The sequence below is a fragment of the Streptomyces sp. NPDC003247 genome (assembly GCF_042888135.1).
In the GTDB taxonomy this organism is placed as follows: Bacteria; Actinomycetota; Actinomycetes; order Streptomycetales; family Streptomycetaceae; genus Streptomyces.
Genome location: NZ_JBIAPF010000004.1, coordinates 512,345 through 526,063, shown reverse-complemented (window position 1 = coordinate 526,063; position 13,719 = coordinate 512,345). Strand labels below are relative to the sequence as shown.

The 13,719-nt window shown below is 74.5% G+C and carries 13 protein-coding genes; 11 read left to right on the top strand and 2 right to left on the bottom strand.

What is annotated here, in order from left to right:
* Positions 1-9: 9 nt before the first annotated feature.
* Genes ACFYWQ_RS15960 through ACFYWQ_RS15925 form a run of 8 tightly spaced genes read left to right on the top strand, consistent with a single transcriptional unit; the run spans position 10 to position 5,807 of the window.
* Positions 10-1,812: a nickel-dependent hydrogenase large subunit gene (locus ACFYWQ_RS15960; RefSeq protein ID WP_389516780.1), complete on the top strand. Its 1,803-nt coding sequence runs from the start codon at positions 10-12 to the stop codon at positions 1,810-1,812.
* On the top strand, positions 1,812-2,342 hold the full coding sequence (locus ACFYWQ_RS15955) for a NifU family protein (protein WP_389516778.1): 531 nt from the start codon (positions 1,812-1,814) through the stop codon (positions 2,340-2,342). The genes ACFYWQ_RS15960 and ACFYWQ_RS15955 overlap by 1 nt, the downstream gene beginning before the upstream one ends.
* Complete coding sequence (locus ACFYWQ_RS15950) at positions 2,339-2,995, top strand: DUF5947 family protein (protein WP_389516776.1); 657 nt, start codon at positions 2,339-2,341, stop codon at positions 2,993-2,995. The genes ACFYWQ_RS15955 and ACFYWQ_RS15950 overlap by 4 nt, the downstream gene beginning before the upstream one ends.
* Positions 2,980-3,186 carry a hypothetical protein gene (locus ACFYWQ_RS15945; RefSeq protein WP_385069196.1) on the top strand — a complete coding sequence of 69 codons (207 nt, stop codon included), beginning with the start codon at positions 2,980-2,982 and terminating at the stop codon, positions 3,184-3,186. Before ACFYWQ_RS15950 ends, ACFYWQ_RS15945 begins: the two co-directional genes overlap by 16 nt.
* Positions 3,183-3,884: a DUF6084 family protein gene (locus ACFYWQ_RS15940; RefSeq protein WP_389516774.1), complete on the top strand. Its 702-nt coding sequence runs from the start codon at positions 3,183-3,185 to the stop codon at positions 3,882-3,884. The genes ACFYWQ_RS15945 and ACFYWQ_RS15940 overlap by 4 nt, the downstream gene beginning before the upstream one ends.
* A complete protein-coding gene (locus ACFYWQ_RS15935; protein WP_389516772.1) occupies positions 3,881-4,906 on the top strand; it encodes a hypothetical protein in 1,026 nt (341 codons plus the stop codon). The genes ACFYWQ_RS15940 and ACFYWQ_RS15935 overlap by 4 nt, the downstream gene beginning before the upstream one ends.
* Positions 4,903-5,667, top strand: a complete 765-nt coding sequence (locus ACFYWQ_RS15930; RefSeq protein ID WP_389516770.1) for a hydrogenase maturation protease — start codon at positions 4,903-4,905, stop codon at positions 5,665-5,667. Before ACFYWQ_RS15935 ends, ACFYWQ_RS15930 begins: the two co-directional genes overlap by 4 nt.
* An 8-nt stretch (positions 5,668-5,675) precedes the next feature.
* Complete coding sequence (locus tag ACFYWQ_RS15925; protein WP_385069203.1) at positions 5,676-5,807, top strand: DUF6893 family small protein; 132 nt, start codon at positions 5,676-5,678, stop codon at positions 5,805-5,807.
* A gap of 310 nt (positions 5,808-6,117) precedes the next feature.
* On the opposite strand, the gene ACFYWQ_RS15920 is transcribed toward ACFYWQ_RS15925, so the two are convergent.
* Positions 6,118-7,428, bottom strand: coding sequence for an MDR family MFS transporter (locus ACFYWQ_RS15920; protein ID WP_389516768.1), 1,311 nt, complete (start codon positions 7,426-7,428; stop codon positions 6,118-6,120).
* 301 nt (positions 7,429-7,729) lie between these two features.
* Between ACFYWQ_RS15920 and ACFYWQ_RS15915 the strand changes: the two genes are divergently transcribed.
* Together ACFYWQ_RS15915 and ACFYWQ_RS15910 are read left to right on the top strand one after the other, a co-directional pair.
* Positions 7,730-8,926: a glutamate--cysteine ligase gene (locus tag ACFYWQ_RS15915; protein ID WP_389516766.1), complete on the top strand. Its 1,197-nt coding sequence runs from the start codon at positions 7,730-7,732 to the stop codon at positions 8,924-8,926.
* Between the two features lie 370 nt (positions 8,927-9,296).
* A complete protein-coding gene (locus ACFYWQ_RS15910) occupies positions 9,297-11,078 on the top strand; it encodes an N-acetylglutaminylglutamine amidotransferase (protein ID WP_389516764.1) in 1,782 nt (593 codons plus the stop codon).
* On the opposite strand, the gene ACFYWQ_RS15905 is transcribed toward ACFYWQ_RS15910, so the two are convergent.
* Positions 11,060-11,278, bottom strand: coding sequence for a hypothetical protein (locus tag ACFYWQ_RS15905; RefSeq protein WP_389516763.1), 219 nt, complete (start codon positions 11,276-11,278; stop codon positions 11,060-11,062). The two genes, ACFYWQ_RS15910 and ACFYWQ_RS15905, sit on opposite strands and share 19 nt — an antisense overlap.
* Before the next feature lie 246 nt (positions 11,279-11,524).
* Here ACFYWQ_RS15905 and ACFYWQ_RS15900 point away from each other — a divergent pair, with 246 nt between their 5' ends.
* A complete protein-coding gene (locus ACFYWQ_RS15900; protein WP_389516761.1) occupies positions 11,525-13,663 on the top strand; it encodes a S9 family peptidase in 2,139 nt (712 codons plus the stop codon).
* Positions 13,664-13,719: the final 56 nt, after the last annotated feature.

Genomic DNA, 13,719 nt, shown 5'->3' with positions numbered 1-13,719 from the left:
ACCCGTCGAGTGACGACGAGCCAGGCCGCCCCGGCGCAGCAGCGCACCCTCACCGATGTGGCGTTCGATCCGATCACCCGGATCGTCGGCAACCTGGGCATCTACACGAAGATCGACTTCAATGCCCGTGAGGTCGTGGAGTGCAAGAGCACCTCATCGATCTTCCGCGGCTACAGCGTCTTCATGAAGGGCAAGGACCCCCGCGACGCGCACTTCATCACCAGCCGCATCTGCGGCATCTGCGGGGACAACCACGCCACCTGCTCGGTGTACGCGCAGAACATGGCCTACGGCGTGAAGACCCCGCCGCTCGGCGAGTGGATCGTCAACCTCGGCGAGGCCGCCGAGTACATGTTCGACCACACGATCTTCCAGGACAACATGGTCTTCGTCGACTACTGCGAACGCATGGTCAAGGAGACCAACCCGGGCGTGTGGGAGCGGGCCGAGCGCACCCCCGCGCCGCGCGGCGACCGGCACGGGCACCGCACCGTCGGCGACATCATGCGCTCGTACAACCCCTTCGAGGGGTCCACGTACAAAGAGGCGCTGGTCATGAGCCGGCTCACCCGCGAGATGATCTGCCTCATGGAAGGGCGCCACGTGCACCCCTCCACGCTCTACCCGGGCGGTGTGGGCACGGTCGCCACCCCCCAGCTGTTCACCGACTACCTGGTCCGCCTCACCCGCTGCCTGGACTTCGTCAAGCGGGCCGTCGCCATGAACGACGACGTCTTCGACTTCTTCTACGAGGCCCTGCCCGGCTACGAGGAGGTCGGCCGGCGCCGCACGCTGCTCGGCTGCTGGGGCGCCTTCCAGGACCCCGAGATCGTCGACTACAGCTACAAGAAGATGAACGAGTGGGGCAACCGCATGTTCGTCACCCCGGGCATCGTGGTCGACAACCAGCTCGTCACCACGGACCTGGTCGACATCAACCTCGGCATGCGCATCCTGCTCGGCAGCTCCTACTACGAGGACTGGACGGGCGAGGAGACCTTCGTCGACAAGGACCCGCTCGGCAACCCGGTCGACAAGCGGCACCCCTGGAACCAGACCACCCTGCCCGCCCCGCAGAAGCGCGACCTGGACGGCGGCAACTACAGCTGGGTGATGAGCCCCCGCTGGTTCGACAAGCGCACCAACGACTTCCTCGCCCTGGACACCGGCGGCGGCCCCATCGCCCGCCTGTGGGCCACCGCCCTCGCCGGGAAGGTCGACACGCCGTACGTGCGCTCCACCGGCCACAGCGTGCAGATCGACCTGCCGAAGACGCCGTCGTCGGCCGAGGTCCGGCTGGAGTGGACGCCCCCGCCGTTCCCCAACACCATCGAGCGCAACCGGGCCCGCATGTACTTCGTCGCCTACGCGGCGGCCATGGCCCTGCACTTCGTCGACCAGGCCCTCAACGAGGTCCGCTCCGGCGTCACCAAGACCTTCCAGGACTTCAAGGTCCCCAAGGAGGCCATCGGCGTCGGCTTCCACGAGGCCGTCCGCGGCGTCCTCAGCCACCACCTGGTCATCCGCGACGGCAAGATCGCCAACTACCACCCGTACCCGCCGACCCCGTGGAACGCCAGCCCGCGCGACTTCTACGGCACCCCCGGCCCGTACGAGGACGCGGTGCAGGGCTGTCCGATCTTCGAGGAGAACGGGCCGGACACCTTCAAGGGCATCGACATCATGCGCACCGTCCGCAGCTTCGACCCCTGCCTGCCCTGCGGCGTGCACATGTACCTCGGCGGCGGCCGCACCCTCACCCAGTCCCACTCGCCGACCTTCGGCGCCCTCGCGGACCAGGGCGGCCGTTGATGCCCTGGGAACCCTGGGACGACACCCACGCCCGCCGCCAGGTGGCGCTCGCCGAGGAGCGGCTGTCCGGCCTGGACGCCCTGCCGGACGGCCTGGCCGCGGCACGGGCCGGACAGACCGTCGAGACGCTCGTCGGACTGTACGGACAGTGCCTGGGACGGATCACCGCCCATCTGGCCGGCCACCCGGACCTGCTGGACCGGCTGGCCGCCGACGACCTCGTCGGCCACCTGCTGCTCGTGCACGACCTGCACCCCGACCCGGTGGAGACACGGGTCCGGCAGGCCCTCGCCGCGCTGCCCGAGCCGCCCGAGATCCTCGAACTGACCGGCACGGCGCTGCGGGTCCGGGTGACCGGCGGCGGATGCGGCGCGGCCGGGGCCGAGCAGGCCGTATGCGACGCCGTGGCCGCCCGCGCCCCGGAGATCGACGACGTCCGGGTGGAGACCGCGGGCCCGGCCGAACCGCTGATCCCCGTCGACTCCCTGTTCCGGGACCGTACGCCGGTCGGCGGGGGAGCCTGCGGATGAACGGGCTGCGCCGGGTGGCTCGGCAGGCGGCCCGGGCCGACGGCCGGGACGCCGTGGAGCGGTGCGACCTGTGCGCCCAGCCACTGCCGCCCGGCCACCCGCACCGCCACGTCCTCCAGCCCGCCACCGGCACCGTCTCCTGCGCCTGCCCCGCCTGCGCCGTGCTCTTCGACCACGACGCCGGGGCGGCCGGCGGCCACCGGCTGCTGCCGCGGGAGCGGCGACGGCTCGACGGCTGCCGGATCGACGACGCGGCGTGGGCGGGCCTGGGCGTCCCCGTCTCCCTCGCCTTCTTCACCCGCTCCGGCGGGAGCGGCGAGGTCACCGCGGCCTACCCGAGCCCGCTGGGCGTGCTGCGGGCCCCCGTCCCCCCGGACAGCTGGCGCGACGTCGAGACCTGCCACCCCGACCTGCCCGAGCACGTCACCGACGTACGGGCCCTGCTGGTCGACCGGGGCCACGGGGCGAGCGAACACTGGCTCGTCCCGCTCGACGACTGCTACCGCCTGGCCGCCGTCGTGCGCGCACACTGGAAGGGACTGGACGGCGGCCCCGAGGTGTGGCAGCGGGTCGAGGACTTCTTCCGAGCACTGGCCGACCCCACCGACCCCACCCCCTTCTCCCCCCAGGAGGCGTCATGGGCATCACCGTAGGCACACCCGACGTCGAGCCCGACAAGCCCGCGCACGTCGCGGGCGTACGGCGCGGCAACCACCGGGGCCTGTACAAGCGCCAGCCGGGGCACCGCCGCGACGACCGCTCCACGGCCCGCCGCTCCACCGGCATCAACGCCCGCCACCGCAACCCGGTCGACCGGGACATGCCGAACCTGTCACCCGCATGACGGCGCCGCCCGCGCTGTCCGCCCCCGCCGCCCCGGTCCTGGCGTTCACCGTCACCGGGGCGGAGGAGGAGCGCTTCGCCGCGCTGCCCGTCCTCCGCTTCGACCTGGAGATCACCCGGACCGCCGGCCGGCCCGTCGGCTCCGTCGCCCTGACCACCGTCGTCCGCATCGACGTCGCCCGCCGTCGCTACCGCCCCGAGGCACGGGAGGCGCTCGGCGAGCTGTTCGGGGAGCCCGAGCAGTGGGCGGCCGGCATGCGCCCGCTCGTCTGGGCCCGCACCACCGTGCACGTCCCGGCCTTCGACGACCGCACGACGGTCCACCTCCCCGTCGAGTGCTCCTACGACACCGAACTGGCCGTCACCAAGTACCTGCGCGCGGTCGGCGACGACGGCGACGTGCCCCTCGACTTCCTCTTCAGCGGCACCGTCTTCCACCGCACACCCGACGGACCCGGACTCGTGGCGTCCCGCGTCTCCTGGGCCGACGGCGACACCCGCTACGACCTGCCCGCCGCCCTCTGGCACTCCCTGACCGACCGCTACCACGCGGGCAGCCCCTGGCTGCGGCTGACCCGCGCCACCTACGACCGCCTCGACGCCTACCGCGCCCGGCACGTCCTCACCACGCCCGACGACGCCGTGCGCGCCCTGCTCGACGGCACCGCCCACCACCACTCGGGGACCTCCAGCACATGACCCTCACCGACCACCGCGACCACCCGGACCTCTCCGACGTCGAGAAGATCACCCGGACCTGCCTGTACGAGGGCTACCTGCTGTGGCCCTACCGCAGGTCCGCGCTGAAGAACGCCAAGCGCTGGACCTTCGGCGGCGTCTTCCCCGCTTCCTGCGCCGACGCGCTCGGCGAACCGGACACCATGACCACCCAGGTCCTCCACGAAGGACCCCTGGACGACCTCACCGTACGGGTGCGGTTCCTCCAGGTGGTGGACCGCACGGTCACACGGGACGGCCGTCCCGTCGACGAGCTGACCGTCGCGGGGGAGCGGTACCTGAGCTGGCAGGAGGCGACCGAGCGGGAGGTCGTGCTGACCGGCGCCCCCGCCCGCGCGGCCGTCGACGTCCCCGAGGGCACCGACACCGAGGAGCTGCCCGGCGGGACCGCCCGGCTCGTCCGCGGCTGGCGCCGCCTCACCGGCACCGTCGAGGTCACGGCCGAACCGGTCGCCGACGGGGTGCACCGGCTGACGGTGCGGATCGGCAACAGCACGCCCTGCCCGGTGCCGGACCCCGGGACCCGGCACGCGCGGGAGGCCACCGCCCCCTACGCCTTCGTCTCCACCCACACCGTCCTGCACGCCGGCACCGGCCGCTTCGTCTCCCTCCTCGACCCGCCCGCCTCCTTGCGCGAGCACGCCGCCGCCTGCCGCAACCAGGGCACCTGGCCGGTCCTGGCCGGCACCGACACGGGCGACGGCCGGGCCGGCACCGTGCTCTCCTCGCCGGTCACCCTGTACGACTTCCCGCGGGTCGCGCCGGAGAGCCCGGGCGACCTGTTCGACGGGACCGAGATCGACCAGCTGCTCGTGCTGAGCGTGCTGAGCCTGACCGAGGAGGAGCGCGCCGAGGCACGGGCCTGCGACCCCCGGGCGCGCGAGATCCTCGACCGCTGCGCCGGGCTCGGCACCGAGGACCTCATGGCCCTGCACGGCACGATCCGCGAGTTCCGCGCGGCCGGCCCGGGGGAGGAGCGGTGAACGGCGTCTCCTACCGTCCCGGCACCCGCGTGCGGCTCCGGCCGTCCCGGCGCGCCGACATCATGGACCTCGCCCTGACCGGCCGGATCGCTGAGGTCGCCGCCGTGGAGGAGGACTTCGAGGGGCAGGTGCACGTCGCCGTCGTCCTGGAGGGCGACCCGGGCCGCGACCTGGGCGCCGCGAGCCAGATCGGCCACCGGTTCTTCTTCGCCCCCGACGAGCTCGAACCGCTCCCCGGCACCGACGGCGGCCCGCCGGCCCACCGGGTGCTCGTCGCGGGCGTCGGCAACCTCTTCCTGGCCGACGACGGCTTCGGCCCCGAGGCCGCCGCCCTCCTCGCCCGCCGCACCCTGCCCGACGGCGTCCACGTCGCCGACTTCGGCATCCGCGGCATGGACCTCGCCTACCGCATGCTGGACGGCTACGACACCGTCGTCCTGCTGGACGCCACCCCGCACGGGCAGCCGCCCGGCACCCTCAGCGTCATCGAGCCCGACCTCGACGCGCTCCCCGCCGCGGGCGCCCCCGAGGCCCACGCCATGGACCCGGTCAAGGTCCTCGGCCTCGCCCGGCAGCTGGGCGACGGGCGGCTGCCCCGCGTCCTCGTCGTCGGCTGCGAGCCCGAGGTCCGGATGCGCGGCGACGAGGTGGACGTCGTCGTCGGCCTCAGCGAACCGGTCCGCGAGGCCGTCACCCGTTCCGTGCCCTTCGTCGAGTCCCTGGTGGCCGACATCCTGGCCGACGCGGCCGAGAGGAGGTGAACCCTGCCATGAAGAGAGGCATCTTCATCCCCGCCGGCGTCGTGCGCGCCGTGGTCGGCGCCGTCGGCGCCGCAGCCGTACTGATCGCACTGACCGAACTGCCGGAGGTACGCCGGTACATCAAGCTCAAGACCATGTGACCCGGGCGCCCGGCGGCGCGGGCATCCGCCCGGTGCGGGCGCCGTGCGGGCATCTGCTCTTTCCGGGCGTCCGGCGGTGCTCTCGCACCGGGTGCGCTCCGGCACCGGCGGCGCTCCGGCACCGGGTGCGGTCCGGGCGCGGGCGCGGAGCTCGGTCCCGCGCCCGGTCGGGGTGGTGGGCGGGAGCTCGGTCGTCTCGGGTGCGGTCGGGGTGCTGGGCTGGAGCGGTCTCGGGTGCGGTCCGGGTGGTGGGCGGGAGTTCGGTCCGGCGTCCGGTCCGGGTGCCGGGTGCCGGGTGCCGGGAGGGCGATCAGCGTGCCGTGTCCGGCTCACCGGCACGCCCGGTCCCCGGCGTCGCGCGCCGTGGCACCGACGCCACCGCCAGCGCGGGGACGGCGGCGAGGACGAGCCAGGGGACGGCGGGCGGGAGGCCCAGGTCGAGCAGGGAGCCGGTGGCCGCGCTGCCGACGAGGACGATCAGTCCCGAGACGGAGGACAGCGCCCCGGTGTAGAGGCCGATCCTCCCCTCCTCGGCGAGGTCGGGCACCCAGGCGCGGGCGGCGGGGACGACCAGCATCTGGCCGAGGGTGAGCAGCACGACGAACCCCGCGGCGGGGAGCAGCCCGGCGGCGCCGGTCCAGCCGGCCGGGCGGGCCGCGGCCACGACCGCGAACCCGGCGGCGATCGTCAGCAGCCCGGCGGTCAGGGAGCGGCGCAGGCCGAGCCGGTCGCCGGCCCAGCGGGTGACCGGCAACTGGGCGAGGACGACCAGCAGGGAGGAGAGGGCGAACAGCCAGGACAGCGGCGCCTGGGAGCCCGCCGCCCGCCGCACCTCGTCCGGCAGGGCCAGGTAGAGCTGGTTGTAGGCGAGCAGGTAGCTGCCGTAGGCGCAGCACAGGGCGAGGAAGCGGCGGTTGCGCAGCAGGGCGCGCGTGCCGCCCCGTCGCGGTGACCGGTCACGGCCGGGGACGCGCTGCGGCATCAGCCGCGCGTGTCCGGCGAGGACCAGGACGAAGACGGCGGCCCCGGCCAGGCAGGCGGTGCGGAAGTCCACCGCGAGCAGCAGCGCGCCGAGCAGCGGTCCGACGAACGCGCCGGCCTGGCCCGCCACACTGAACAGGGCCAGGACCCGGGTGCGCGGTCCGTGGCCCGCCGCCTCCCACGCCACCGCCTGACGGGCGACCTCGGACTCCACCGCGGGGGAGAACAGGGCGGCGGCGAAGCCGATCACGAGCACCGCGCCGATCACCGCCCCGGTCGCCTCCGCGGACCCGAGCCAGGCGAACCCGGCGATCCGCAGGCCGCAGCCCGCCAGGACGACCGGGCGCACCCCGTACCGGTCGACGAGCCGGCCGCCGACCACGAACATCCCCTGCTGGCTGAAGGTCCGCAGGCCGAGGACGAAGCCGACCAGCCACCCGGCCATACCGATGCCGCTGCCGAGATGTTCCGCGAGGAACGGCAGCACCGCGTAGAAGCCGACGTTGAAGGCGAGCTGCGTGAGGATCAGCAGCCGCAGCAGGGGTGACAGGCTCCGGCAGGTGTCCAGGGTGCGTTCCCGTGGGGGCCCGGGAGCACGGGCGGCTCGGCGGCGGGGGGTACGGGAGACGCGGTCTGTCATGGGGTGGTGTCCGTCACTCGGCGGGCTCGGGGCGGGCGGCGCATGCACTCATGCACATGTAGATGCACATGGCTTGCACTTGCGCAATCTTATGGAGGAGGTCGCAGAGGGAGGCGATGCGGCCCCGAAGCGACCGTCGTCGGCGCTCAGGTGAGGGGGGCGCGCTCCTGAAGAGCACCCATGCTTGGGCCTTGGCCAAAGGGGAACTCCGGGAGGGATAGCTCGCCGCCCCGTACCACCGACGGGACCGGATGCCGGAGCACGGCGGCGAAGCGTCCGCCCGTCACCTCTAGGAGTAGCTGTGACCGTTCGCATCGGAGTGGAGGAGGAGTTCCACCTCGTGGAGGTGGAGACCGGCCTGCTGGTGCCCCGCGCCGACACAGTGCTGGAAGGACTGTCCGCGCAGACCTTCACGACCGAGTTGCAGCAGACGACCGTGGAGTCGAACAGCGGCGTCCACGCCACCCTGGACGACCTGTACGACGACGTGACCGGCACCCGGCGGCAGCTGGACACGGCCGCATCCGCCAACGGCCTGGCCGTCGTGGCCGCGGGCACGGTACCCCTCGCGCGCCCGGAGGCGATCCACCCCACCGCCGGTCTCCGCTACCGCCACATGGTCGACGAGTACCGGAAGGTCGCCGACGAACAGCTCATCTGCGGGGCCCACGTCCATGTGGACGTCCCCGACCGCGACACCGCCGTACGGATCATGTGCGAGGTGTCGCCGTGGCTGCACGCCCTGCTCGCCCTGTCGGCGAGCTCACCGTTCTGGCTGGGCGCCGACACCGGCTACGCGAGCTGGCGGACGATGCTGTGGCAGCGCTGGCCGACCGCCGGGCCGGTGGGATGCTTCGCCGATGCCGCCGCGTACGACGCGGCCGTGCGGCAGCTCATCGACTCGGGCGTCATCAGCGACACCGGGATGATCTACTACGACATCCGGCCCTCGGCACACCAGCGGACACTCGAACTGCGTATCTGCGACTCCTGCCCGCGCGCGGAGACGGTCGTGCTCGTCGCGGCGCTCTTCCGCGCCCTGGTGACCGACGCCGGGCAACGCCTGGAAGGCCCCGGCGCACCCCGTTGCGAGGGCCGGCACGAGTGGCTGCGCGCCGCCACCTGGCGGGCCGCCCGGTCCGGCCTCGAAGGCTCCCTGGTCGACCCGGTCACCCGCCACGAGGCGTCCGCGGCGCACGTCGTCCGCGGCCTGCTGGCGCGGGTGCGCCCGGCGCTCGAGGCCGCCGGGGACTGGCAGACCGTCCAGGCGCTCACGGAGAAGGCCCTGTCCGACGGCAGCGCCGCCCACCGGCTGCGCCGCACGGCCGCGGAGGAGGACCTCCTGGCCTGCACCGATCTGGCGATCGCCGAGACCCGCGGCGACAACGGCAGGCGCCGTCGGCCCGCTCCCGCCCCGAACGGGCGCGTCCCCTCCCACCCGCTGGGCACGGAAGGCGTCGCCCGCGGCGGCCGGCCGGTGAGGATGCCCGGCCGTTGAGACGCCCGCACCCCGCCCGGACGGCCGCCCCCGGCGGACCCCGCGTGGACCCTGCGCGGACCCCGCACGGGCGGCCGCTTCGGCGGAGCCCGCGCGGACCCCGCGCGGACCTCGCCCGGACGGCCGTTCCGGCGGAGTCCGCCCGTCCCGCACCGTCCCCGCCACCTCGGCGAGCCTCGGCGAGCCTCGGCGAGTCATGGCGAACCACGCCCGTGTCCACCCCCACGCCTCACCGGCCCACTGCCCCCACCACCCCACCGCGAAGGAGACGTACCACCATGGCCATCAGCCCGGACCAGGCCTCGACGGGGAGCTCCGCGCGCGTCGGACCTCCCCGGACCGCTGACGCGCCCAGGGGAGGTGGTGCGTGATGTGCGGCCTGAGCGGGGAGATCCGCTTCGACGGCGAGCGGCCCGACCTCGCGGCCGTGGAGCGCATGAGCGACCGGCTCGCCGCCCGTGGCCCCGACGGCGAGGGCCTCTGGTCACAGGGCGCTGTCGCGCTGGCACACCGGCGACTGAAGATCATCGACCTGTCCGAGTCCGGGGCCCAGCCGATGACCGACGCCCGGCAGGCCATCACCGGCGTCTTCAACGGATGCGTCTACAACTACCGGGAACTCCGTGAAGAGCTGACGTCCCTCGGCCACCGCTTCCGGTCGACCTCCGACACCGAGGTCGTCCTGACGGCGTACCGGGAGTGGGGCACCGCCTGCGTCGACCGCTTCTACGGCATGTTCGCCTTCGCCCTCGTCGAGCACCGGACCGGCCGGCTGGTCCTGGCCCGCGACCGGCTCGGCATCAAGCCGCTGTACCTGGCGCGGACCCCCGGGCGGCTGCGGTTCGCCTCGTCGCTCCCGGCCCTGCTCGCGGGCGGAGACGTCGACACCTCGCTGGATCCGGTGGCCGTCCACCAGTACCTCAGCTGGCACGCGACCGTGGCCGCGCCCCGCACCGTGCTGGCCGGGGTGCGCAAGCTGCCCCCCGCCACCGTACGGGTCGTCGAACCGGACGGCAGCCACCGCGACCACCGTTACTGGCAGCCCTCGTACACCCGGCGCCCCGAGCACGCGGGCATGGGCCCGAGCGAATGGCGGGACGCGGTGCTCGAGGCTCTGCGGACCGCCGTACGCCGGCGGATGGTCGCCGACGTGCCCGTCGGCGTCCTGCTCTCGGGCGGTCTGGACTCCAGCCTGATCGTGGCGCTGCTGGCCGAGGAGGGGCAGCGGGACCTGGCGACGTTCAGCGTGGGCTTCGAGTCGGAAGGCGGCGCCGAGGGGGACGAGTTCGCGTACTCCGACCTGGTGGCCCGGGAGTTCGCCACCGACCACCACCAGCTGAAGGTCCCCTCCCAGCGGGTGTCGGCGGCGCTGGACGGCGCGGTGGCGGCGATGAGCGAGCCGATGATCAGCCACGACGTGGTCGCGTTCCACCTGCTGGCCGAGCAGGTGGCGAAGGAGGTGAAGGTCGTCCAGAGCGGGCAGGGCGCCGACGAGGTGTTCGCCGGCTACCACTGGTACCCCCGTCTGGCCTCGGCCGCCCGCGACCGGGCGGCCGACCGGTACACCGACACCTACGCCGACCGGCCGCACGCCGACCTCGCCGGGATGCTCCAGCCGCACATGCTGCTCCCGGACGACGTCTCCGGCGGCTTCGTCCGCGCGCACATGGCGGAGCCGGGCGCGGAGACCTCGCTCGACGCGGCGCTGCGGCTGGACACGCACGTCATGCTCGTGGACGACCCGGTGAAACGGGTCGACAACATGACCATGGACTGGGGCCTGGAGGCCCGTGTGCCCTTCCTGGACCACGAACTGGTGGAGCTGGCGGCCGCCTGTCCGCCGGAGCTGAAGCTGGCCGACGGCGGCAAGGGCGTCGTCAAGGAGGCCGGCCGCAAGCTGCTGCCCCACCAGGTGGTCGACCGTCCCAAGGGCTACTTCCCCGTCCCGGCCATCACCCACATGGCCGGGCCCGTCCTGGACCGGGTGCGGGAGGCGCTGAACGCCCCCGAGGCACGGCGGCGCGGGCTCTTCCGGGACGCCTACCTCGACGAACTCCTCGCGGCCCCCGACGAGCACCGCACCCGGCGCGGAGCGAACGCGCTGTGGCAGGCGGCTTTGCTGGAGATATGGCTTCAGACGCACGGAACATGACCGACGGACGCGCCGCGTACGACAGGGACGCGTACGGCGGTGACGCGCGCGGTGGTGACGCGCGCGGTGGGGATACCCACAGCGGCGACGCGTACGACAGGGACGCCCACGGCGGGGACGTGCGTGGCGGGGATGCCCACGGCGGGGACGTGCGCGGTGGGGATGCCCACGGCGGGGACGTGCGTGGCGGGGATGCCCACGGCAGGGATGCGCGCGGCGGGGACACCCACGGCGGTGACGCGCGCGGCCCTCGCGCGGGCGCTGCCGGTCCGTCCTCCGCTCCCCGCGCGGCCGCCGCCGCTCCGCCCCCCGTCGCCGACCCGGCGGGGGACCCGAGCCGGGCCCCGGCGGGAGGCCGGAGCCGGGCCCCGGCGGGAGGCCGGAGCCAGGCACCGGCGGGCGCGGACAGCCGTACCCCGTCCACCGCCTTCGCCGCCCCCGCCCGCGTGCCCCTGCCGGACGCCTCCGGCCCGCGCGACGCCACGACGCGGCTCACCGCCCACGGCTGCTGGTATCCGTCCGCCGATCCCGGCGGGGCGCGGGTGGCTTTCATCTGCGACCGCGGCGGTGTGCCCCAGGTGTGGGCGGGGTCCGTCGACGGCGACGAGGTGCGGCTGCTCGACTCGGAGCCGGACCCCGTCCGCGAGGTGTCCTGGTCGCCCGACGGCCGCTGGATCGCGTACACCACGGCCCCCGGCGGCGGCGAGCACACCCGGGTGCTGTGCGTACGCCCCGACGGCACCGGCCGCCACATCCTGGCCGGGGCCGAGCCGGGCACCTCGGCCCACCTGGGCTGCTGGGCGCACGACGGATCGGCCGTCGCGGTCACCGTCGCCGTCCCGACCGGCCTGCCCGCGCCCCGGTCCGGGGACACCGCGGCCGGCGTCCCGGCCGAGTCCGGCGCGTACGCCGACCGCCTGCCGGCCGGCTGGTCCGGCCGCGGCGGTGACGCGGTCCTCCTCGGCGCCGCACCCCTCACCGGCACGGGGACCGGGACGCCGTCCGGTTCCGTGACCGTCGGCGCCCCGGCCTCCCTCGACCCGCGGGCCGCGCGGACCGCCCCGACGGCCGGTTTCGGCGACGGTCTGTCCGCCTACCTGATCGATCCCGACGGGGTGGCCGCCGCGGTCCTCCTCGCCACCGAGGCGGACGCCGCGACCCTGCGCGTGTGCGACCTCAGCCGCGACGGCCGGCTGGCGCTCCTGCGCCGTGGACCCCGCGGACGGCGCGAGGCGGTGGTGATCCGTACCACCGACCGCGCCACGACACAGGTCGTGCCGGTGGCCGACGGCGACCCGTGGATCGGCCGGTTCTCGCCCCGGGCGGACGTCCTCTGGCTGCGCAGCGACCTCGACCGGGAGTTCGCGGCCCTGCTCGCGGTCGGCCTCGACCCCGAGGGCCGTCCGCGCGGCCGGTCCGTCGCGGCCGAGCGGGACGGCTGCGACCTGGAACTGCTGGGCTTCGCCCGCGACGGCCGTGCCGCCGTCCTGGCCTGGAACGTCCGGGGCGCGAGCGAACTGGAGATCGTCGACACGCACCCGCCCGGCACGACGGAACCGCTCACCGAACCGCTCACCGAATCGCTTGCCGAACCGCTCACCGGGCTGCTCACCGGGCCGCCGCGGCCCGTGCCCCTGCCCCACGAGGTGGTCACCCGGATCGTGCCGGCCGGCACCGGGCGGCTCGCACTGGCGCTGTCCGGATCGCAGCGCCGCCCGGGAATCTGGTGGCTCCCCGGCGGCGTGTCCCTGCTGCGCACCCCGTGGTCGTCCCTGGACGAGGACGCCGTTCCGCCGGGCCGCCCGCCCGTGCGGCCCTTCCCGCTGCGCCCGACCGCACGCGACGGACTGCCCCTGCACGGCTGGTACTACCGCGCGCCGGGGCGGGGACCGGCCGAACCGGCGCCCTGCGTCATCCACCTGCACGGCGGACCCGAGGAGCAGGAACGCCCCATCTTCAACCCGCTCTACCACGAGATCCTGGGACGCGGAGTGGACATCTTCGCGCCCGACGTCCGGGGTTCGTCAGGCCACGGGCGGTCGTTCGTCGACGCCGACCTGGGCACGGGCCGGTTCGCGGCACTGGACGACGTGGCCGACTGCGCCGCCCACGCGGTGGCGGCGGGCCCGGCCGACCCGTCCCGGCTGGCGGTCATGGGCCGCTCGTACGGCGGCTACCTCACGTTCGCCTCCCTGGTGTGGCATCCCGCCCTGTTCCGCACGGGGGTGGCGGTCTGCGGCATGTCCGACTTCGCGACGTTCTTCGAGGGCACCGAACCGTGGATCGCGCAGTCGGCGGCCCACAAGTACGGCCATCCCGAACGCGACCGCGAGCTGCTGCACTCCCTGTCGCCGATGAGCCGGGTCGACGCGCTGCGCGTCCCGGTGCTCGCCGTCCACGGGGAACACGACACCAACGTCCCGCCGCGGGAGTCGGAGCAGTTCGTACGGGCGGCACGCGAACGCGGCCGCACCGCCGAACTGCTCACGCTGCTCAACGAGGGGCACGACTTCCAGCGCGCCGACAACCGGCGGCTGTTCCGCCGCGCCGCCGCGGACTGGCTGCAACGGCACCTGACCGGCTGATCGGCGACCGGCGACCGGCGACCGGCGGACCGGCGACCGGCGGACCGGCTGATCGG

Bases quoted from the DNA above. Each gene is read 5' to 3' on its own strand.
- ACFYWQ_RS15950 (WP_389516776.1), top strand. From the start codon at position 2,339: ATGAACGGGCTGCGCCGGGTGGCTCGGCAGGCGGCCCGGGCCGACGGC.
- ACFYWQ_RS15940 (WP_389516774.1), top strand. From the start codon at position 3,183: ATGACGGCGCCGCCCGCGCTGTCCGCCCCCGCCGCCCCGGTCCTGGCG.
- ACFYWQ_RS15935 (WP_389516772.1), top strand. From the start codon at position 3,881: ATGACCCTCACCGACCACCGCGACCACCCGGACCTCTCCGACGTCGAG.
- ACFYWQ_RS15925 (WP_385069203.1), top strand. From the start codon at position 5,676: ATGAAGAGAGGCATCTTCATCCCCGCCGGCGTCGTGCGCGCCGTGGTC.
- ACFYWQ_RS15910 (WP_389516764.1), top strand. From the start codon at position 9,297: ATGTGCGGCCTGAGCGGGGAGATCCGCTTCGACGGCGAGCGGCCCGAC.
- ACFYWQ_RS15955 (WP_389516778.1), top strand. From the start codon at position 1,812: ATGCCCTGGGAACCCTGGGACGACACCCACGCCCGCCGCCAGGTGGCG.
- ACFYWQ_RS15920 (WP_389516768.1), bottom strand. From the start codon at position 7,428: ATGACAGACCGCGTCTCCCGTACCCCCCGCCGCCGAGCCGCCCGTGCT.
- ACFYWQ_RS15945 (WP_385069196.1), top strand. From the start codon at position 2,980: ATGGGCATCACCGTAGGCACACCCGACGTCGAGCCCGACAAGCCCGCG.